The organism is Sporosarcina sp. NCCP-2331 (genome assembly GCF_023707945.1).
GTDB lineage: Bacteria > Bacillota > Bacilli > Bacillales_A > Planococcaceae > Sporosarcina > Sporosarcina cascadiensis.
Map to the genome: position 1 here is coordinate 67128 of NZ_BRCD01000017.1, position 21604 is coordinate 88731.

A 21604-nucleotide genomic window follows, 5' to 3' on the forward strand; every position below is an offset into this window, starting at 1 on the left:
ACTTTTTAGATGGTTTCACTCATTTACTACTCTTCATTTCAGCAGAAATAGCCAAATCCGCTTCCGTAGAACCGATCACATCTTCTGCTGTAAAACCGTCAAACACTTCCATCAGCACCAGACCCTGCGGTGTGACTTCAATCAATGCACGTTCTGTAATAATTTTATTCACTACACCCATGCCCGTCAACGGCAGCGTGCATTGTTTTTTAATTTTCGGCTCCCCATTTTTCGAAACATGATCCATGATGACAATGACTTTTTTCGCGCCGTGAACCAAATCCATCGCCCCGCCCATGCCCTTAATGACCTTTCCAGGAATCATCCAGTTCGCCAAGTCACCTGTTTCCGACACTTCCATCGCACCGAGAATGGCCACGTCAATATGTCCTCCGCGGATCATGGCGAATGACTCCGCACTTGAGAAAAACGACGATCCCGGAATGGTCGTTACGGTTTCTTTCCCCGCATTAATTAGGTCCGGATCAACTTCCTCTTCCAAAGGATAAGGACCAATTCCCAATAAACCATTCTCCGACTGCAGAATCACTGTTTTGTCCGGTGAAATATAATTCGCCACCAGTGTCGGCATGCCGATTCCCAAATTGACGTAATCGCCGTCCCGGATTTCCCGCTCAGCCCGTTTAGCTATCTGTTCTCTGTATTGGTTCGGTTTCATTGAGCATCCTCCTTCGTACGCACAGTCAGGCGCTCAATTCGTTTTTCCTGCTTTGCCTGCAGCAGCCCCTGTACATAAATACTTGGTGTATGAATTATCGCAGGGTCCAACATGCCAGCTTCGACGATTTCTTCTGCTTCCACAATTGTCACAGAAGCGGCCGCCGCCATCATCGGATTAAAGTTTTGCGCTGTTTTATTATAAATTACATTTCCAAACTGATCTGCTTTGTATGCTCTGATCAGCGCAAAGTCCGCACGCAGAGCATGCTCCAATAAATATTCTTTGCCGTCAAAAATACGTGTTTCTTTGCCTTCCGCAATCTGTGTTCCTACTCCTGCAGGTGTATAAAAAGCCGGAATCCCTGCCCCTCCGGCACGGATCTTTTCAGCCAGTGTACCTTGAGGCGTCAGTTCAACTTCCAATTCACCTGACAATACTTGCCGTTCAAACTCTTTATTCTCCCCGACATACGAACCAATCATCTTTTTGATTTGTTTTTCCTTCAATAATAACCCGAGTCCCCAGTCATCCACTCCGCAGTTATTCGAAATGACCGTCAACTCTTTCACACCTTTTTCAGCAAGCGCCATAATCAGCTGCTCGGGTATGCCGACCAGACCGAAGCCGCCGACCATCAATGTGGCACCGTCTTGAATATCGGCGATTGCTTCTGCACCTGTTGAGTAGATCGTTTTCATACGTATCTCCTCCTCGTCTATTTTGAATACTTACAATAATCATAACCTTCCCTATCAATGTATGCAAAAAAGTTTTCTTTCCATGCACATGGTATGCTGAACACAGCGCTAGTGAAGGAGATGTCATCTCATGATTCGTATTAAAAAACAAGATTTGCCAGTCCATTATATAAAAGCAAAACCCTTCCTCAACCTGCATATGAAAATGGTCGGTTTGATTGGAGCACTTGTCCTGACAATTACTTTATTAATCGGCGGATTCATGAGTTTTTTTGTAACGGATACGCTGGAGACACAGATAGGGGAACGGGCGCTCAGCGTGGCAACGAGCGTTTCTTTGATTCCGGAAGTTTCCCGCGCATTCAATTCGGACGATCCTTCCTCTATTATCCAGCCGATTGTACAGAGTATACAGGACCGCACAGATGCAGAGTTTATCGTTGTCGGTAATCGCAATGAAGTTCGTTATGCCCATCCGGACCCTGAACGCATTGGGGAAAAGATGGTCGGAGAAGACAATGAGCGCGCACTTATTTCAGGAGAATCATATATCTCCAAATCAACAGGAACTCTCGGCAGTTCCCTGCGCGCGAAAGTTCCAATTTATGCAGAAGGGGAAATTGTCGGTGTCGTATCAGTCGGCTTTTTGGCAGAGGCCATTAATACAGTAATTTGGGATTACAGTAAAGAAATATGGTTTGTTCTGCTCGCGATCAGTATCGCTGCCATTATAGGCGCTGTATTTATCGCAAACTATATTAAAAAATCTTTATTCGGCCTCGAACCTGAGGAAATCTCTCATTTATTATTCCAGAAAGAAACGATCCTTCATTCCATTCACGAAGGAATCATCGCGATCAATAAAGAAGGACAGATTACTATGATCAACTCTGCCGCTTTAAAGCTGCTGACAAACGATGAACTTCGGACAGAAAAGTGGATTGGCAAGTCGATTCAAGATAGTTTTCCCACTTCAGATTTGCCTTATGTTCTCGAAACCGAACAGGCTATTTTTGATCAGGAAAAAATCCTGGGTACACACAGCGTCTATGTCAACAGTGTGCCAATTTTCTATGAAAACAACGTTTGGGGTGCGGTTGCCACTTTCCGGAATAAAACTGAAATCGAAAATCTGACAAAGAAACTGACGCATATCCAGCAGTATGCGGATGCGCTTCGTTCACAGACTCACGAGTTCTCCAACAAGCTCTATACGATCATGGGACTGACGCGCTTAGGCAAGAAAGAAGAAGTGTTGGATTTCATTCAGGAGGAAATGAATATTCAGCAGGAATGGATGGATGCCTTGCTGAATGAAGTGGAAGACCCCTATGTCAGCGGTTTGCTTGTCGGGAAATTAAACCAGGCAAGCGAAATACAAATTCACGTAACGATACAGCCTGGCAGCCGCTTGCATTCCCCTTTATCCGACCGCACCCGGCAGGCCTTGCTGACTGCTGTCGGAAATTTACTGGATAATGCGTTTGACGCGGTATATGATGAAAAAGCAATTTCCCGGGAAATATCTGTCTTTTTTACGGATATTGGACAGGATATACTGTTCGAAATAGACGATGCCGGACCCGGTATTGCAAGTTCGTTGCTGGATGATGTTTTCAAAAAAGGAACTTCAACAAAAACTGGCTCTGGCAGAGGTTTCGGCCTCGCACTGACAAAACAGGCTGTCGATGCAGTAAACGGTCAGCTGTCTATTGAACCGAGCGAACTTGGAGGCACTTGTTTTGTCGTGACTATTCCAAAAATTACTGAATAAAGGATGGTTTGATATGATAAAGACAATTCGAGTACTGATTGTTGAGGATGATTTTCGGGTGGCGCAAATTAATCGGCAGCTTATTGAACAGATCACCGGTTTTCAAGTACTCGCGGAAATGAAAACTGCAGAAGAAAGCCTCACTTTTTTACAGCAGACAGAGCAGTTGCCTGATCTGATTTTATTGGATGTGTATATTCCGGACAGTCCGGGGCTTGAATTATTTCGGCGTCTCCGCAGCGACTTCCCTGCTATTGATATCGTATTTGTGACTGCGGCAAAAGAGACAGCGACTGTGGAAGAAGCTCTGCATGGCGGCGTGGTCGATTATTTACTGAAACCTGTCGACTTTGACCGATTTCATAAAACATTTACACGCTACCGGGCACGCAAAATTTTATTGGCTTCAAAAGAGGAGGTCAATCAGGAAGATCTGGACCGCCTGTTATACGGAATCGATGTCAGTCCTTCAACAGCCGCCGCACCTGATGGTTTGCCTAAAGGGATTGATCAGTTAACTTTGGAACGAATTGAAGATGTTCTGACGAGCAGTTCAGCAGACGGCATGAATGCGATTGACGTCGGACAGGCAGCCGGGGTCAGCCGTTCCACCGCCAGACGCTATTTGGAATTTCTGGTTTCTGCCGAAAAGGCAAAAGCGCAGCTTCATTACGGCGACGTCGGAAGACCTGAGCGCACCTATTTGAAAATCTGACTGCTCCAGCCGTGAGCAGAATGAACAAAATGCATAGAATAAACTCTATTGGTCTTATAATCATAATCTTTTTAGCCCCTTTCTTCCGTGTTACAGTATGAACAACTTAAGAAGGAATCATTGGATACGCTTAATGTATCCGCTTACATACTTCTTTTATAAACTTGTTCTTATAAGGAGGAAACGCTATGTTAAGTATTATTGGATTATTAACCATCTTTATTATTGTCGCTTTGCTAATCAGCGGCCGGATCACACCGATTGTCGGACTGGTCATCGTGCCGATCTTCGGTGCTTTCTTTGCCGGATATAACTTTAAAGAAATTGGAGAGTTCTTCGGAAGCGGAATCGACTCGGTCACTAGTGTCGTCATTATGTTCATCTTCGCTATTCTGTTTTTTGGAATCATGCAGGATGCCGGCGTTTTCGATCCGCTAATCAATACAATGATCTTTATTTCGCGAGGAAATGTTATTGCAGTTTCAATGGCAACTGTTGTGATCGCAGCAATCGCGCAGCTGGACGGTTCAGGCGCCTCAACGTTCTTGATTACGATTCCGGCATTGCTCCCACTTTATAAACGTTTGAAAATGAGTCCCTATTTACTTCTGCTGCTCGTGGGTACATCCGCAAGTATTGTCAATATGGTGCCATGGGGCGGTCCGCTTGGCCGTGCGGCAGCTGTACTGGGTGTCGATGTAACGGAGCTCTGGCGCCCGCTGATTAAAATTCAGGTCATCGGTCTATTGCTGTTAGTCGCGGTTGCTTTTGTCCTAGGTATGCGCGAAAACCGCCGAATCGCGAAACGCCTCGCCAATGGAGCAGAAGAGGATTTCACAGAAGACGATGTCGAGGAGGAATCCCTACAAACTGTTAATTCTCTGCAGCGTCCGAAAATGCTGTGGCTGAACGTCATTATTGCCGTAACAGTCATCGGACTGCTCGTCTGGGGGAAAGTTCCCGCCGGCTTTATCTTCATGATAGGTTTCAGTATTGCACTGCCTTTGAACTACCGGTCTGTAACTGAGCAGATGGAGCGGATCAAAGCACATGCGCCGAATGCCTTGCTGATGGCTGCAATCATCTTGGCTGCCGGATCATTCTTAGGTATCTTGAACGGCGCCAACATGCTGGATTCCATCGCTACTGATCTAGTAAAAATTCTACCGGCATTCATCGTGCCCTATTTACACATCATCATCGGATTCTTCGGCGTTCCATTCGATTTATTGTTGAGTACCGATGCTTATTATTTCGCTTTATTGCCAATCGTGGAACAAGTTGTTTCCGGATTTGGTGTCCCTTCGATTTCCGCTGCTTATGCGCTGATCGTCGGAAACATCATCGGAACATTCGTCAGCCCGTTCTCTCCGGCCCTTTGGCTTGCACTTGGGCTGGCGGGTCTTGAGATGGGGAAACATATTCGTTACTCATTCCTGATTATGTGGGGATTCAGCATTGTTTTGTTCCTCATCACGATGGCTCTTGGTGTAATTACATTTTAAGAGAGTCGGCTAAACACAGAATATTACCATTATGCTATACTTACTAGACACATATATATAAAGATCACTAGGGGCGCCGATTGGCTGAGAGGAATTTATTCCGACCCTTTGAACCTGATTCGGTTAACACCGGCGGAGGGAAGTGGCGTTTTCTAAACGGCCTCTGACTCCCAGGGGTCTTTTTCTATGAAGTTATGTAAAAGGGAGCTGTATTCATTGGAATTAAAAGATCAGGTCGTATTAGTAACAGGAGCAAGCAGAGGTTTGGGCGCGGCCACCGTGAAAGCATTCGGCGCAGCGGGAGCCAAAGTTGTAGTGAACTATTTCCAAAGTGAAGAGAAAGCTCAGAAGGTCGTCAATGAAATCGGTGCAGACCGCGCGATCGCACTGAAAGCGGATGTACGGAATCCAGAGGAACTGCAGTCGCTCGCCGAAGAGGCAAAGGCGCATTTCGGAAAGCCGATTACAACAGTTGTCAACAATGCATTGATCGACTTTTCATTCAACGGAGATGACCGTGAAAAGCTCGATACAATCGACTGGCAGGATTACTTGAAGCAGCTCGAAGGCTCTGTCGGCGCAACATTACATACGCTTCAGGCGGTCAGGGACGGAATGAATGAGCAGAAATTCGGACGCATCATCAACATCGGAACAAATCTCGTACAAAACCCGGTAGTTCCCTATCACGATTACAACACAAGCAAAGCAGCACTCCTCGGTATGACACGAAGTATGGCAAAAGAACTCGGACCGGACGGCATCACGGTCAACATGGTATCCGGCGGGTTATTATTGAAAACAGACGCAAGCGCCGCCACGCCGGATGCGGTTTTCGACATCATTAAAGCCAGCACACCGATCGACCGCGTTGTGACTCCCGAAGAAGTGGCGGACGTCGTAGTATTCTTCGCTTCCCCCGCAAGCCGTGCGATCACAGGACAGAACCTTGTGGTCGATGGAGGATTGGTGATGGATTAAAAGTAAAAGTATTACCCGGCTGTTCCGGAAGAGTCATGATCGTCTGGCTCTTCCAGGACAGCCTTTTTCATTGGCGGAATTTTTGGAGTGACTTTTTGGCAATGGTGCGGTGGTCGGCCTGTTTGGCGCGTTCGGACGGCGGTTTGGAGCGGCGCAAAGGCGTAAATGTGCGGCAGTCACTGTTTTTGGCGCGCTTCAGGAGCGTTTTGGTGCGGCAAACGGCTTTTTTGGTGCGGTTGGTTATGCTGCGTGCAAGGCAAATATCTAATTTCCTCAGCACACACGATGCGTAAATAAAACTGCCGTCATTTTAACCCGAATAGTTCAGCGATGCTCATGGACACCCTTCAAACGCTCATGGATCCGGCCGCGTGATCATAGCAATGCGCCAAGCGCTCATAGCGCCCCCGCACGTGATCATATTCCCCTGCCAAGTGATCATGAAGCCTCCGCAAATGCTCATAGCACGCAATTTCCCTGCCAAAACGGCACAGCTCTCCTTCAAATATCAACATAAGCTAGAAATGAAGGAGGTGCATACTTTTATGGCATCCAGAAAATTCAGACCTTGCAGCGGCTGTGACTCTCCCTCTGTTTCCCGGCCAGAAAAGAAATGTTACGAAGAACGGCATTTGGTCCATATCATCACCGATTTCCTGATGGGCACGCCTGTAATACTCACACTGATTGATTCAAAAGATACGAAACGAACCGGCTATTATTTAGATTTCAACCGCAGCACACGAACCGTTCATTTCCAGCCCGCCGGAGATACCACTGTTAATGAAATCCCGTTGTCCGAAATTTGTACGATGAAATATCGGACCTGACCCTCGTGATGAATACAGGAAAAGACAGCAGAGCATCAGACTGCCCTGCTGTCTTTTTTCACATCATTTCATCAAAATACTCCACCGTTTTCATCGGTCCGCCAGACTTCCGCAAGTTCCATGTATTTTCCATAAATATTTCCGCCAGCTTTTCATACTTCCCGCCGTATTTATCCGCCCACTCCAGCGTCACAACACTTTCATACAGATCAGACATCCGTTTCATCCAATTTTTCGCTTCGAACGTCTGCAGTGCCTGATCATAACCTGCAAATGCCGTGAGTCCTTCTTGCTGATCAGCGAGCTCTGCCGCCAGCACCTGCTTCCATTCATTGTCGGCAAGCGTCGTAATACGGGATTTCATTTCTTCAATAAATAATTCATGCACGTTATATTTCGAAACTAAACGAATCAGCTCCAGCGCCAGAATATTCGCCGTGCCTTCCCATACCGTCAATACCTGTGCATCCCGCAACAGACGCGGTGTCACAAAGTCTTCGATATAACCATTGCCTCCATGCATCTCAATCGCTTCATGCGAAAAATGAATCGACTGCTCAGCCGTTTCTTTCTTAATCAGCGCAATGAAAAGCCGGTTCAGCACCTGTTCGCGCTCACTCGCCTTGCCATTCGTGACATTCTCATACAGCTTAATAAAATCAAATACCGTTACCGTTTCTGCATGCAGTTTCGCACGGAGCCTGCCAAGCGAATCGCGCACCATCGGATAATCCGTCAATCGCCGTCCGAATGCGTTTCTGCGGCTGGCATATGCATTGGACTCAAGTAAAGCTCTGCGCATGATGCCCAGTGAAGCGACGGCATTGCAAATACGCGACAGATTCAGTGCTTCGAGCATATAAGCAAGCCCTCTTGCCGGATCTCCCACGACGTACGCGACAGCTCCCTCAAACTCCACCTCGCCCGAAGGCACTGCGCGCACGCCAAGCTTATCTTTCAGACGGCGTACACGAAGATGGTTCAGCTCCCCGTCTTCATTGCGCCACGGAACCGCGAACAACGTCAGACCCCTCGATCCTTCCGGGGCACCTTCCATCCTCGCCAGCACCATTGCCACGCCCGCCATCCCCGCATTCGAAGCAAAATATTTTTCTCCGTACAGACGATATCCGCCGTCTTCTTCCACCGCGCGCACAATATTTGCGCCGACATCTGATCCGCCCTGGCGCTCTGTCAAAAACGTCGCCCCTTCGAATAAAGGCATATCACCCGTCGCGCAGACATGCGGCAGGAAGCGCTCTTTCACTTCATCATCAGCAAAATGATCCAGCAAATACGCTGTCGCCATCGTCAGCGTGACCGGACAGTAAAAACCCGGTTCCGCATGCGACAGGAGATACCCCTGTGCAAAGCTATATGTGTAATTCCCCTTATGGCCGAGGCCTGGAATCTCTTTATGGACATAGCCGACAATTCCTGTATCGTACGTTTCCTGTACGGTTTTCTTATAGCCTTCATTGACCCATACTTCAGAAACCTCTTCACCGAATTTATTATAGCGAAGCAAACGCGGCTCACCTTCCCGGTCGGTATACGCTGCACGCTCGTCAATTTCATTGGCGCAAGCCCTTCCAAACTCGTCAAGTTCCCGTAATGCATAATCAAGAAACGGCCCTTGCAGCCGCTCCCGCAAAATCAATTCCAGCGTTTCGGCGCCCCTGAAAAAGTTTCCCGTTTCATAATGATCAGTATTCTGTAACACTTTCATCGTGCAAATTCTCCTTCCCGCAATGGCTGTTTGAGAATTTTCCCCGAAGCATTTCGCGGCAGTGCTTCCACTTGCTCATAAATGCGCGGTATTTTGAATGAAGCCAAATTCTCCTTCAGATAAGCCTGCAGATTACCTGCATCGATTTCACCCGAAGCCGCAAAGACCGCCTTCACCGTCTCTCCCCATTCGGTATGCGGCACACCGACGACGGCAACTTCCGTCACGCCCGGGAACTGCACAATCAACTCTTCGATTTCCTGTGGATAAATATTGACGCCTCCGGATACAATCACATCTTTCTTGCGGCCGACAATCCAATAAAACCCGTCTTCATCTTCCAGTGCCAGATCGCCGGTACGCAGCCAGCCGCCGTAATAAGCTTCTTTCGTCGCTTCTTCATTTTTATAGTAGCCTAGCATATTTCCTTCACCCAGCAACACGATCTCCCCAACTTCTCCCGCTGCAGCGTCTTGTCCCGTTTCATCAACAATACGAAGTTCCGTGTGCAGAGGTGCACGCCTTCCGATACTTCCCGCTTTCGTCTCATGCTCATCTGCCATCAACAGCGAACCGCTCGGACCTGCTTCCGTTAGTCCATACACACAAACCAAATGATCCGTACGGAACGCAGCTTTCACCTTCTTCACCTCATCAGCAGACAACGGCGCTCCACCATAAACCCACCATTTCATCGAGGATAGATCTGCTTCCTGCAGTCTCGGATTTCCTGCAGACAGCAGATAGGCAACCGGCGCGCCGAAGAAATGTGTCGTCTTCTCCTTCTCGACTGTATCGATGAACAAATCCGGCGTAAAAGTTGGTGTCAGCACCAGCGTCGCGCCCACATACACCCCCGCCATCAGAAACAAATGAAGCGGCGCCGAATGGCTGAGCGGCATCATCAGCAAAATGCGGCTTTCCGGCTTCATCTCCATTTCCACAGAAATCATGGAAGCGACTGTCAGGATATTACGATAGCTGAAGAGCACTCCTTTAGGGCTCCCTGTCGTCCCGGACGTATATAAAATAGTAGATTCATCATCTTCTTTCAACTCACAAACTATCGGCGTCTTGTCGCCCTGCTTCAATAATTCATGGAAATCCAGCCAGCCGTCAGCCACTTGCCCCGTCTTAATTTTTAATGAAGGCGCTTTCATTTTTTGAGCCGCTTCGAACACCAATTCATGCGCGATCAGCACCTCAGCGTCCGTATGCTCCAAAATAAATTCCAGCTCTTTTGCAGTCAGCTTCACATTGATCGGTACAACAATCGCACCAATTCGCTGCGCAGCAAAATAGGAGATGACAAACTCGTCAACATTCGGTAAGAATAACGCGACTTTTGCTCCCGCTTTGACACCTTGGCTTCGAAGCGCATTGCCAAATTGATTCACCTGCTGATCCAGCTCTTTATACGTAGTCCGTTTTCCCATACTGATCACTGCTTCAGTGTTTGGATACTTCCTGGCATTACGAGACAATAACTTTGAACTGTTCATCTATTCATTCCCCCTTCGAATTCTCAAGCTTTTGCTGGAACATCCTTTGCAGCTGCCGCATTTCAGACTTCATTTGCTGCAGCTCACTAATTTTCAGATCGATTTCTTCAATCCGCCGTTCGCCGTATTCAATCGTTCGCTCAAGCTGTTTTCGCCCCGTGCGATCCTTATCGAACAGCAGAATCATTTCTTTAATCTCATCCAATGAAAACCCATATTTCTTGCCGCGTACAATCAGTTTTAATTTGGCCAATTCAGATGAAGTGTAAAGTCTTTGATTGCCTTCTGTACGGACAGGTGATAACAAACCAATTTCCTCATAATAGCGGATTGTCCTAGTTGACACTTCGAACAATTCCGCAGTCTCCCGAATCGTTTTCACCTCGCATTCTCCTTTCTTCTCTTTCCATAATGATAGCATTGACGTTAACGTAAAGGTCAAGCCGGTAATTTAGATTTCCTTTCTGCTGCCAGTTTGAAAAATTCCTCTTAAACTTCAAACTATGTAAATTCAAACAACTACTGTATTGATAATCTCCTGTCCAAGACAAACGAGTAACATTCTTGGTCAGTATATTTTTTTATATTTACCGTTTCTTTACAATATCCTCACAGCCAATTTATAGCCTCTCAATATGAACCTAGTATGATCAATATCATATCCATAGGAGGTTGATATAAATGAAGGCAATCGACGTCAGGAACATAAACAAAGCCTATCATGGAGAAGCCATGGTACTTGAAGACGTTAGTTTTGAAGTACAGGAGGGTGAGTTTTTCGCCATCGTTGGTCCGTCAGGGTGCGGCAAAAGTACTCTTCTGCGGATCATTGCCGGTTTAGAAAATGTATCAGCCGGCACACTTTACATGAACGGCGAGGATGTGGTCAATAGCCGGCCGAATGAACGGCAAATTTCAATGGTCTTTCAAAACTATGCACTCTTTCCTCATATGACCGTCGCCGAAAATATCGTGTTCGGTCTGCATGTCAAGAAGATTTCAAAACAACAGCAGAAACAGCGCTGTTTGGAAGCGGCTCGATTATTAGGTTTAGAACAGTTGCTGGATCGCAAACCGCGTGAGCTGTCCGGCGGTCAAAGGCAGCGTGTTGCATTGGGACGTGCAATTGCTTCTGAAGCTCCGATTTGTCTGATGGATGAACCTCTATCCAACTTAGATGCGAAACTTCGGTCGAAAATGCGCGCAGAAGTTCGTCAAATTCAGCGACGGCTGGGGATGTCGATGATTTACGTGACACATGATCAGGTGGAAGCGATGACGATGGCGGATCGGATCATGGTGCTGAACGAAGGAAGCATCCAGCAAATCGGCCGGCCGCTCGATGTGTACAACTATCCACAAAATCAATTCGTCGCGACATTCATTGGCTCGCCTCCTATGAATATGACGAAGGCCACACTGAACGGCCAGCATATACAACTGACCGACGGGTGGCAAGTGGCTGCTTCGGGCTGGGAAGAAGGTGATGTATGCGCAGGTGTACGCCCGGAACATCTTACATATGCAGCAGAGGAGCCGCCTACATTCACTGCTGCCGTCGAGCATATTGAAATCCTTGGGACAGAAACATTGCTGATGTTCCGGATGAACGGAGAGCTGTGGATCGCAAAGTGGCCGGGACAATGGGATTTTCAGGAAGGCGAGGAGATTCCACTGAAAGTAGACGAAGAGCATATTCATTTCTTCCAACCCGGCACCGGCCGTCGTATCGACAAAAGAGTGCTGCCGGCGGACGAAATGTATATGGAGGCCGCATTATGATTGCGGTGAAAGACCAGATCCGCGTCAGACCAAAAAGTAAAAGACGTTTTTCCACCTTATTAGAAGGGCTGCTCTATTTGCTGCCGTCCATTTTACTTTTCGCAGTGTTCTTGTTTTATCCGATGTTCAAAACGATTTATTTAAGCTTATTTTTGACAGATGCACAGGGCAATACCCAAACTTTTGTCGGTCTGGAGCATTACATTCAATTATTTCAGTCGACTTCTTTTCTATCCAGTTTGAAAGCGACTGTTTTATTCGTCCTATATACTGTGCCCGCTGGTGTGTTATTGGCACTCGGCCTGGCATTGCTGGCGAATCAAAAGTTGAAGGGCATCGGATTTTTCCGCACCATTTTTTCTTCCACGATGGGAATGAGCGTCGCCGCTTCCTCCGTTATCTGGTTATTCATCTATAACCCGACGATAGGAATCGCCAATACGATCATCAAAACATTTGGAATGACAGAAATGCAATGGCTGCTCAACCCGGATACCGCCCTCTTGTCTGTGGCACTTCCGACTATATGGATGAATACGGGATTCAGCTTCCTGATTTTGCTTGGCGGCTTGCACAATATCGATTCTAGTTTGTATGAAAGCGGAAAGATTGCAGGTGTCGGTGATTTTTATTCCTTGCGTAAGATCACCCTGCCATTGTTGTCGCCGACGTTATTATTCATCGTTACCGTCTCATTGATCAATTCTTTCCAGACATTCGGACAAATTGATATTTTAACAAAAGGCGGACCGATGGAATCAACGAACGTCATTGTCTATTCCATTTTTAAAGACGCATTCGTCAATTTCAATATCGGCTCGGCCAGTGCGCAGGCAGTGATTTTATTCACCTTTATTTTAGCCGTCACGATTTTACAATTCAAATGGGGCGAAAAGAAGGTGCATTACCAATGACGATGAAAAAGAAAGTCATTTTGTATACACTGTTGACCGTTTCAGCGTTTCTGATGTTCTTCCCTATTCTGTATGCTTTTTTGATCAGCTTCATGCAAGGTGGAGAAGTGCTGAAGGGCCGCATTATACCGAGTGATTTTTCCTTCACCAACTACAGTGCGGCTATGCAAAAAGTGCCGCTGCTGCGGTATTTATTCAATAGTTTCGTCGTCGCATCACTGATCATGGCCGGACAAGTCATATTTTGCTGTCTCGCCGCCTTTTCGTTTACGTTCATTCCTTTCAAAGGACGTAATATACTCTTCCTGATTTTCATTTCCACCATGATGATCCCCTGGGAAGCCACCATGGTGCCGAACTTTCAGACGATACGTTCCCTCGGCCTGACCGATACGTATTTCGGCCTGTCCGTTCCGTTCTTCGCCATGGCATTCGGAACATTTTTGCTTCGTCAGCAATTCAAGACGATACCGCATGAAATGTACGAAGCAACCCAAGTGGCAGGCGTCAGCAGATTTCAGTTTTTATGGAAAGTGGTCTTGCCTGTTTCCAAGACGACATTAGTGACACTGGCAATTTACAGTTTTCTTACTGCTTGGAATATGTATTTATGGCCATTGCTGGTAACGAATGATGAACAGATGCGTACTGTACAAATCGGCCTGAAGCAAATGCAGTCCCAGGAAGTTTCCACAGAATGGGGCGTTGTGATGGCTGGAGCTGTGCTCGTTATTTTACCAACACTCATCCTATTATTTCTGGGACAGAAACGATTGCAGGAAGGCCTTACACGAGGCGCTATTAAATAATCGAACCGGGGGAATTGACAAATGAAAAAATCCAATATTCTTGTTACGCTGCTGACATTGATGGCTTTATTATTGGCTGCCTGCACTGGAGAAGAAGAGCCAACTAACGGAGGTGCCGTGCAGGCGGATCAACCAAAAGAGAAAACAGAAGTCGTATTCTGGCATGCGATGAGCGGTAAGCTGGAAGAAGTCGTCGACCAGCTTGTCGCTGATTTCAATGAACAGCAGGATGATATTAATGTGAAGGCTGTATTTCAGGGTACCTATGAAGAATCCATCACCAAATTCAATACAGTAGCCGGAACGAAAGATGCCCCGACCATCATGCAGGTGTTTGAAGTCGGTACGAAATATATGATGGATTCAGGAAAAATAGAGCCGGTCCAGAAATTCATTGATGCAGAAAACTACGATACGAGTAAATGGGAGCAAAATATCACGAATTATTATGCGGTGGACGGCGAACAGTATTCGATGCCTTTCAACTCTTCCACCCCAATCCTCATGTATAACAAAGATGCTTTCAAGGAAGCGGGACTAGATCCCGAAAATCCGCCAACTACGTATGAAGAGCTGGAAGAAGCGGCAAAAGCACTGACAACCGGAGAACAGTATGGATTTTCCATATTAAACTATGGCTGGTTCATAGAAGAGTTGATCGCTGCACAAGGTGGTTTATTCGTCAATGAAGACAACGGGCGTAAAGGCGATGCAACTGAAGCAGTATTCAACGGTGAAGAAGGACAAAAAGTCTTCCAATTAATCAGCGACATGTACGAAGACGGGACGTTCTATAATACGGGACAAAATTGGGATGATATCCGGGCCGCATTTCAGTCAGGGAAAATCGCCATGTATTTAGATTCATCCGCAGGAGTCCGGGATATCGTGGAGCAATCTTCATTTGAAGTGGGTGCGGGCTACTTGCCGGTGCCGGAAGCTGCCGATCGGGAAGGCGTAATCATCGGCGGCGCATCTTTGTGGATGGCGAACGGGATCGAAGAGTCACAGCAGCAGGCGGCATGGGAGTTCATGAAGTATTTGACTTCACCCGAAATACAGGCGAAATGGCATGTAAATACCGGCTATTTTGCAATTAATACTGAGGCTTATGAGCAACAGATCGTACAATCCGAGTGGGAAAAATACCCTCAATTAAAAGTCACGGTCGATCAGTTAGGTGACACGAAAACTTCTCTTGCCACGCAAGGAGCATTGATTTCGGTATTCCCGGAAGCACGTCAAAAAGTGGTCAACGCGATGGAAAGCCTGTACCAGGGGACCGATCCAATCGAAGCATTGAACCAAGCTGCTGAAGAAACGAATGAGGCACTTAAAATGGCCAATCGGAAAAAATAGCCGTTCAGGAAAGGAAGTAAAAGAAATGAAACAGCCAATGATCTTTGCACATCGGGGAGCCAGCGGGCAATTCCCTGAAAATACACTGCCTGCATTCGAGGAAGCGCGGAAAGTCGGAGCGGCAGGCATTGAATTGGATGTCCAATTGACAAAAGACGGCCAAGTGGTCATCATCCATGATGAAACACTGCAGCGCACTACCGACGGAACAGGTTATGTCCAAGATCTCACTTTACAGCAAATCAAGAAACTGGATGCAGGGAGCTGGTTCTCCCCTTCCTTTCAACATGAATCGATTCCTACTTTGGAAGAAGTGTTTCAATGGATGAAGAAAGACGGCAACAGCCTTCAGGTCAACATCGAATTGAAAAATAACGTAATCCATTACAAAGGACTGGAAGAAAAAGTGCTGGCTCTTATAGAAGCTTACCATTTAGAAGAACGGATCATCCTTTCCTCTTTCAATGCCCTCAGTCTGCAGCGTGTACGCATGCTGCATCCGACAATTGAAACAGGTTACTTAATAGCGGGCAAACCTGATAATGCTGTATGGATCGCAAATGAAATAGGCGCCAACGCTATTCACTGCCAACCGGTATACGCACTGTCCTCCTATGCGGATGAAGCAAAAAAAGCAGGTTTCCCGCTGCGTGTCTATACCGTCAATCGTATGGAAGAACTGGAAGGCTTGATGGAAGTCGGAATTGATACTGTTATGACGGATGAGCCGGGGAGTTTTAGTTATTCCTATAATACAGGTGCTCGGTCTCTGATTCGGTGATGTATAAGTAGAGAAGCCTTCTGACTCGGGTCAGAAGGCTTTTTGTACTACTCGACTCATAGGCTTTTCTTTTGCCACTGTTACACAGTCAGCTCTCTTTAACCAATTCTTTATTGAGTAGTTTCTCTACAGGTGCGCCAGACATTTCTTTTGCGACGGCTGCCACTGCTTTGACCGTTTTCTGATATCCCGTACATCTGCATAGATTCCCGTTAAGCGCTTGACGAATTTCATGTTCATTCGGTTCTGCGTTATTCTCTATTAAATCGATTGATGAAAACAGCATGCCTGGAAGACAGTACCCGCACTAGAAACTATATCCATCCCAAAATGATCTACGAAATAACGGGTTTTGTTCTTTTTGACCATCCCGATGACGCTGATTAAAAGAATCATTAATTTACTAAGGGTTATCGGTAGAATTGGAGCGGAATAAGACCTTCTCCTGCGAGAACAGCATGAGCCGAAAAACCTGAACCGAACGAAGCGAGGGAAACAGCTGAGACCGCCCGCAGAAAGCTCCTCAATTTGAAGCGCCAATCTACGACTTTATAGTAAATACGGGCCCAATTACACGATTTAATAAACTGATTAATAATTTTACCTACAAATTATTAATCAGTTACTCAAACAATCTCTAGTAATATTCAGATTGCTCTCCAACTTTCTTCGTCAATTCCTCAACTGTCTGCGGCACATAGTTTTTCATCATCGTGTTGATCATGGAACCCATCATGCCCTTCCCTTTAATATCGAGATAGCCCGTCAGATCGGTTGTCTGATCAGCTGCCTCATGCATTTCAAAAAATCCATTGCCGTCTAAACTTTCATTCAGTCCTTCTAAATTAAACGTAATCTTGGAAGGTTCTGTTCTCTCTGTTATATCTACCTGCAATACGATATTCTTCTGCAGCATTCCTAAATCAGCACGAAACTTCCAAGTAAACTGCTCTTCGCTGATGACTTCATGTTCAATGTATCCCGTGATGAGAGGCGCCCAGTTATTAATATCCTGCAAAAATTTCCAGACCTCTTCTTTCCGCTTTGAAATATGTATTTCCTGCGTACCGTTCGGCATCATAATTCCTCCGTTTCTATTATCAGTAATCTATTCATTATAGTACCATAGAAACAGAACACGAACAAACTATTCTGAATAAAACACTGCCGGCCTATTTAATTTAAAATGCGCATATTATTTTATGTGACTAATTTATTAATTTTTCAAAAATACTACCGATATACAGGTATATTGTGTCATACTTTAGTATGAGCAAAAGATTTTTTTGATAAGTTTCGAGAAAATTATTATCAAGTTTCAGTAAAGAGAGTTTGAAATAGGTTTTTAGTCACGAAAGGGGTTATCTTATGACCATTGGAAAAAAGATTTTCGGAGGGTTTGGTGTTATGCTCGCTGTCCTGCTGATGTTTGCTTTCTTCAGTATTTCACAGCTGGCGAAGGTTACAGAGGACTATGAAGGCATGCTGGACACACAAGTTGACCGTGCAGATACAGCAAATAATATTTTGAAGGAAATGGCCATGCAAGGACTTTATATCCGTGCTTATATGAGCGAGCGTTCGGATATTGCGCTGGAGCTGCTGCGGGAACACCAGCAGACACTGAAAGATGAAGTCAGCCATTTAGCTGATGTCGTACAGTCAGAACAAATGAAAGGACTTGTTCAGCAGGCAAACGATAACATTGCGATTTTCGATGCAAGCGCCAATAAAATCGTTGCTGCCGTCCAAGCAAAAAATTATGATTTAGCTGAAAAGATCATGGTGGAAGAAGGCAGCCAGGCAAGCATGGGTATTGAAGCCGCTGCTGAAGAAATGGCTGCTTATCAGAACGAAGAACTCGACAAAAAACGTTCCGAAGCACAGGCAGGCGCCGCCAAATCAAAACGTGCCCTTACGACTTCTACGATTTCCGATACAATTCTCGCAATCTTAATTGCCTTTTTCATTCATCGGACAATCTCAAGACCGATCAATCGTCTGTCCGCTGCTTCCGCAGTCCTAGCAAGCGGTGATTTAACACAGGAAGATGTCCACGTAAAAGCGAAAGACGAACTTCGCGACCTGGCGAATTCCTTCAATACGATGAAGCATAATCTGCGGAATGTTATTAGCACAATCAATGACAATACCTTGCACGTCACTGCCTCCGCAGAAGAATTATCTGCAAGTACGCAGGAAGTTACGAAAGCATCGCAGGAAGTGAGCCGCAATATGGATCTGATTTCATCCGGCGCTCAAACATCTGCTGCATCTGCCAAAGAAAGTTCATTGGCAATGGAAGAAACAGCAATCGGTGTGCAGCGTATCGCAGAATCTGCATTGCGTCTGAACACAAGCGCAGATGAAACAGCAAAACTGGCCGGCGACAGCGAACAGTCCGTACAGCTTGCAAAAGATCAGATGGGCATCATTTACGATTCCTCTCATCTGACAAGCGAATTGATACAGCGTCTCAGCAAGCAAACTATCGAAATTGAGAACATCACAAAAGTTATCACAGATATTACCGAGCAGACGAATCTCCTCGCACTCAACGCTGCCATCGAAGCAGCAAGAGCCGGCGAGCAAGGTAAAGGCTTCGCTGTTGTTGCGAATGAAGTGCGAAATCTCGCAGAGCAATCCAAAAACTCCGCCAGCCAGATCGTCAAATTGACTGCGGATATTCAGTCGGATACGAAGAACGTCGAAGCTTCTGTAGCAGACAGCTTGAAAAATGCCGAGCAGGGCGTGCATGTCATTGATGACGCCGGCAAAGCGTTCTCGGCAATTGTTACAGCTATACAGGCAATGGGCGGTCAGATTGAAGATATTTCTGCCGCTACGGAGCAAATTTCCGCAAGTGCAGAAGAAGTGTCTGCTTCCGTTCAGGAGATTGCTTCCCAAGCGGACGAGGCCTCTGCCCAAACCGAGCAGAACTCCGGTGCTGTGCAAGAACAAATGGCCACGATCGAAGAAATCGATACAGTCGCTCGTAATCTAAGCGATCAGGCAATTGAGCTGCAGCAAGTTATTCAGGAATTTAAGATATAACAGCAAAAAGAGGATTCGGGATATTGCCCGCATCCTCTTTTTTTATTTCTCAAATATTTAGCCATCCTGCAGCTGCCGCCACAAAATCTTGCCGCTGCTCGTGACAGGGAAACTGTCGCGAAACTCTACAATCCTCGGATACTTATAACTCGCCATCTGATCCTTCGACCATTCGATAATCTCATCGCCGGTTACTTTTCCTTTATAGTCGTCATTCAGAATAATGAGCGCCTTCACTGTCTCCCCGCGCACTTCATCAGGATGCCGGACAACACACGCCTGCTGAATTGCCGGATGCTTATAGAGAATCGACTCCACTTCCGTCGGCCACACTTTATAGCCCGCGGCATTGATCATCCGCTTCACGCGGTCCACGATAAAGAAGTAGCCTTCATTATCCATACGTACGATATCGCCTGTGCGAAAAAACTCCTTGCCGTCAATCCTAATCTTGCTCGCTTTCGTCTCTTCTTCCTGATTATAATACTCTTTGAACATCTGTGGCGCGTCGACGACCAGCTCTCCTTCTTCATCCGCACCTAGTTCCTCGCCGGTCGCCGGATCAATAATGCGTGCATCGACGTTAAACGCCGGAATGCCCAGACACTGCAGTTTCGGACGGTTCGGCGGATTAAAGTGGGTATGTGACATCGTCTCAGATAAGCCGTATCCTTCCACATAATCAAGTCCTGTCCACTGACGCAGCTTCTCACCGACAGCAACAGGAAGTGTAGCTCCTCCGCCGCCGACGACTACAAGAGAAGAAATGTCGTAATCCGCGAGCTTCGGATTGGCCAGAAAATCAATCAGCATCGTGCTGATATTGATCCAGTGACTGACTCTAAAATGCTCGATCGCTTTAATTGCGTAGTCGCGGTCCCATCTCGTCAGGATAATCATCGTACTGCCGGCCAAAACCGGATTCAGCGCGCTGTGCGTCAGTCCCGTCACATGAAATAACGGCAGACTTGTCAGCGTCACAGTATCCGGGCTCATTGACATCCAGTGGTATGAGCCTGTCGTATTTGCCTGAATGGTCCGGTTTGTATGGATGCATCCCTTCGGCGCGCCGGTTGTCCCGGATGTATAGGGAATCATTGCCATATCATCACTTTCCCCTGTGTAGACGGATGGAGTTTTATTCGCATTCAATGCTTTTGACCAGGAAACCGTCTTCGGCAGTACTTGCGCCAGAGCCTTCACTTCTTCAGGTATCGCACCCAGCGCTTTTCCTTCATCAATGCAATCGGAATAGGCTGCGGCAATCACTGTTTCCAATGTCGTCGTGCCGATCAGCGGCTCCAGTTTTGGATACAATTCCTGCCCGGTAAATGCCATTTTAATATCGCCGTCTTCCAGAAAAAATTGCAGATCATCCATTGTGCTCATTGGATTGATCGCAACAGCAACCGCACGGACCCGTAAGATGGCAAATAAACTGACGAGGAATTGCGGAGAGTTCTGCATGAGCAGCAATACACGATCCCCTTTTTCCACCCGGCCTTCCTGCTCGAGATAGCCTGCCATTTTTTCCGTTTCATTCAGCAATTCAGCGTACGTTGCCGATCCACCGTAAAATTCATACGCCGTTTTATTCGGATATTTCTTCACAGTAATCGCTAAATTATCATAGATTGTTGTTTCAGGCACCTTCAGCGTTTTTGCAATCCGCGGCGGCCAAAATTCAAAATGTGCCGTATGTTTCATTCGATTCACTCCTCACGTGTTGTATACGCTTACATTTCTATCGCAGATGATTTGATTTCCCGACAGATACGGGGCTGTTTCCAGCTGATTTTTCTGACTGACGAAATAAAGATCTTCACCAAGGCCAAACTCCAGCAGAGAACCGCCCACTTTTGTGCCCGCCAATAAAATTTCGCTGCGGTCTGCCTGACTCTCGTAGAACAGCTTGGCGCTGAGTGCACTGTCCGTTAATTGAACCTTCCCCGCCTGCCGGATCAGCTCGGAAAGGAAATAGCCGGCGCCATAAAAATCTTCCAGACAGAATTGATTCGCCGACCCGGCACAGACGAGCAAAATCGTCTCATCTTCATATTCTGCATGCACTTTCCCGGCAACTGCGGGACCGTTTAGCAATGAAGCAATCCAAACTTTACGGGCTGCCGCGGCTTTACGAATCGCCACGGTGCCGTTTGTCGTCGAGAGTATCAGTGTTTTATTCGCAACTTCCTGTTTAAGTGAAAGAGGAAGCGGATAGGAAAAGTCATCAATCGGCAGACCGTTCCATTCACCTGCCACACAAATTTCTTCTGCCGGCCAGCTCTTCGCTGCCTCGCGTGCTTCGTCTTCATTCGCCGTCGGAATCACTGCACGCGCTCCGAAAGAAAGACAGGCGGAAATCGTGGAAGTGGCCAATAAAATATCAAAGATCACGACGGTTTTGGAATCATCGAGCTTCGTCTCATCCAGCTCTTCTTTCTTGAAAAGCAAGTGAATTTTCATCCTGACACCCCTCTACTTCCTGG

The 21604-nt window shown here is 46.6% G+C and carries 19 protein-coding genes, 1 pseudogene and 1 riboswitch; of the genes and pseudogenes, 11 read left to right on the plus strand and 9 right to left on the minus strand.

What is annotated here, in order from left to right:
- Positions 1–19 precede the first annotated feature (19 nt).
- Positions 20–679: a 3-oxoacid CoA-transferase subunit B gene (locus NCCP2331_RS11205; protein WP_251670732.1), complete on the minus strand. Its 660-nt coding sequence runs from the start codon at positions 677–679 to the stop codon at positions 20–22.
- On the minus strand, positions 676–1380 hold the full coding sequence (locus tag NCCP2331_RS11210; RefSeq protein ID WP_251670734.1) for a CoA transferase subunit A: 705 nt from the start codon (positions 1378–1380) through the stop codon (positions 676–678). Before NCCP2331_RS11210 ends, NCCP2331_RS11205 begins: the two co-directional genes overlap by 4 nt.
- Positions 1381–1510: 130 nt before the next feature.
- On the opposite strand from NCCP2331_RS11210, the gene NCCP2331_RS11215 reads away from it, so the two are divergent.
- The 5 genes from NCCP2331_RS11215 (at position 1511) to NCCP2331_RS11235 (ending at position 7185) form a co-directional block, all read left to right on the plus strand.
- Positions 1511–3154: an ATP-binding protein gene (locus NCCP2331_RS11215; RefSeq protein ID WP_251670736.1), complete on the plus strand. Its 1644-nt coding sequence runs from the start codon at positions 1511–1513 to the stop codon at positions 3152–3154.
- Between the two features lie 13 nt (positions 3155–3167).
- On the plus strand, positions 3168–3869 hold the full coding sequence (locus NCCP2331_RS11220; protein ID WP_251670738.1) for a response regulator: 702 nt from the start codon (positions 3168–3170) through the stop codon (positions 3867–3869).
- 188 nt (positions 3870–4057) lie between these two features.
- Positions 4058–5374 (plus strand): CitMHS family transporter, encoded by a 1317-nt coding sequence (locus tag NCCP2331_RS11225; RefSeq protein WP_251670740.1) that lies wholly within the window; start codon positions 4058–4060, stop codon positions 5372–5374.
- A gap of 59 nt (positions 5375–5433) precedes the next feature.
- Positions 5434–5532: riboswitch (TPP riboswitch) on the plus strand.
- Between the two features lie 58 nt (positions 5533–5590).
- Complete coding sequence (locus NCCP2331_RS11230; RefSeq protein ID WP_251670756.1) at positions 5591–6355, plus strand: 3-oxoacyl-ACP reductase; 765 nt, start codon at positions 5591–5593, stop codon at positions 6353–6355.
- Positions 6356–6900: 545 nt separating this feature from the next.
- The gene (locus NCCP2331_RS11235; protein WP_153721986.1) at positions 6901–7185 is read left to right on the plus strand and encodes a hypothetical protein; all 285 of its coding nucleotides are present in this window, start codon (positions 6901–6903) and stop codon (positions 7183–7185) included.
- Between the two features lie 58 nt (positions 7186–7243).
- Here NCCP2331_RS11235 and NCCP2331_RS11240 read toward each other — a convergent pair whose 3' ends face one another.
- Genes NCCP2331_RS11240 through NCCP2331_RS11250 form a run of 3 tightly spaced genes read right to left on the minus strand, consistent with a single transcriptional unit; the run spans position 7244 to position 10798 of the window.
- Positions 7244–8914, minus strand: a complete 1671-nt coding sequence (locus NCCP2331_RS11240; protein WP_251670742.1) for an acyl-CoA dehydrogenase family protein — start codon at positions 8912–8914, stop codon at positions 7244–7246.
- Positions 8911–10416 carry a class I adenylate-forming enzyme family protein gene (locus NCCP2331_RS11245; RefSeq protein WP_251670744.1) on the minus strand — a complete coding sequence of 502 codons (1506 nt, stop codon included), beginning with the start codon at positions 10414–10416 and terminating at the stop codon, positions 8911–8913. The genes NCCP2331_RS11240 and NCCP2331_RS11245 overlap by 4 nt, the downstream gene beginning before the upstream one ends.
- Positions 10417–10420: 4 nt before the next feature.
- On the minus strand, positions 10421–10798 hold the full coding sequence (locus NCCP2331_RS11250; protein WP_228551061.1) for a MerR family transcriptional regulator: 378 nt from the start codon (positions 10796–10798) through the stop codon (positions 10421–10423).
- A 299-nt stretch (positions 10799–11097) separates the two neighbouring features.
- On the opposite strand from NCCP2331_RS11250, the gene NCCP2331_RS11255 reads away from it, so the two are divergent.
- From NCCP2331_RS11255 to NCCP2331_RS11275, 5 genes are read left to right on the plus strand one after another with little or no spacing between them, the layout of a single operon-like run.
- Positions 11098–12198, plus strand: a complete 1101-nt coding sequence (locus NCCP2331_RS11255; protein WP_251670746.1) for an ABC transporter ATP-binding protein — start codon at positions 11098–11100, stop codon at positions 12196–12198.
- Positions 12195–13112, plus strand: coding sequence for a carbohydrate ABC transporter permease (locus NCCP2331_RS11260; RefSeq protein WP_153721982.1), 918 nt, complete (start codon positions 12195–12197; stop codon positions 13110–13112). Before NCCP2331_RS11255 ends, NCCP2331_RS11260 begins: the two co-directional genes overlap by 4 nt.
- Positions 13109–13921 (plus strand): carbohydrate ABC transporter permease, encoded by an 813-nt coding sequence (locus NCCP2331_RS11265; protein ID WP_153721981.1) that lies wholly within the window; start codon positions 13109–13111, stop codon positions 13919–13921. Before NCCP2331_RS11260 ends, NCCP2331_RS11265 begins: the two co-directional genes overlap by 4 nt.
- A 21-nt stretch (positions 13922–13942) precedes the next feature.
- Entirely contained in the window at positions 13943–15280 is a 1338-nt protein-coding gene (locus NCCP2331_RS11270; protein ID WP_153721980.1) for an ABC transporter substrate-binding protein, read from the plus strand.
- 25 nt (positions 15281–15305) lie between these two features.
- Positions 15306–16061 (plus strand): glycerophosphodiester phosphodiesterase, encoded by a 756-nt coding sequence (locus NCCP2331_RS11275; protein WP_153721979.1) that lies wholly within the window; start codon positions 15306–15308, stop codon positions 16059–16061.
- Between the two features lie 88 nt (positions 16062–16149).
- On the opposite strand, the pseudogene NCCP2331_RS11280 reads toward NCCP2331_RS11275, so the two are convergent.
- Together NCCP2331_RS11280 and NCCP2331_RS11285 are read right to left on the minus strand one after the other, a co-directional pair.
- A pseudogene (locus NCCP2331_RS11280) lies at positions 16150–16356 on the minus strand (2Fe-2S iron-sulfur cluster-binding protein); the annotation flags it as partial.
- Positions 16357–16698: 342 nt separating this feature from the next.
- The gene (locus tag NCCP2331_RS11285) at positions 16699–17139 is read right to left on the minus strand and encodes an SRPBCC family protein (RefSeq protein ID WP_153721977.1); all 441 of its coding nucleotides are present in this window, start codon (positions 17137–17139) and stop codon (positions 16699–16701) included.
- 290 nt (positions 17140–17429) lie between these two features.
- On the opposite strand from NCCP2331_RS11285, the gene NCCP2331_RS11290 reads away from it, so the two are divergent.
- On the plus strand, positions 17430–19115 hold the full coding sequence (locus NCCP2331_RS11290) for a methyl-accepting chemotaxis protein (RefSeq protein ID WP_251670748.1): 1686 nt from the start codon (positions 17430–17432) through the stop codon (positions 19113–19115).
- A 57-nt stretch (positions 19116–19172) separates the two neighbouring features.
- Here NCCP2331_RS11290 and NCCP2331_RS11295 read toward each other — a convergent pair whose 3' ends face one another.
- Both NCCP2331_RS11295 and NCCP2331_RS11300 read right to left on the minus strand, forming a co-directional pair.
- Complete coding sequence (locus NCCP2331_RS11295; RefSeq protein ID WP_251670750.1) at positions 19173–20822, minus strand: long-chain-fatty-acid--CoA ligase; 1650 nt, start codon at positions 20820–20822, stop codon at positions 19173–19175.
- A gap of 12 nt (positions 20823–20834) precedes the next feature.
- A complete protein-coding gene (locus NCCP2331_RS11300; protein ID WP_251670752.1) occupies positions 20835–21581 on the minus strand; it encodes a 2-phosphosulfolactate phosphatase in 747 nt (248 codons plus the stop codon).
- Positions 21582–21604 lie beyond the last annotated feature (23 nt).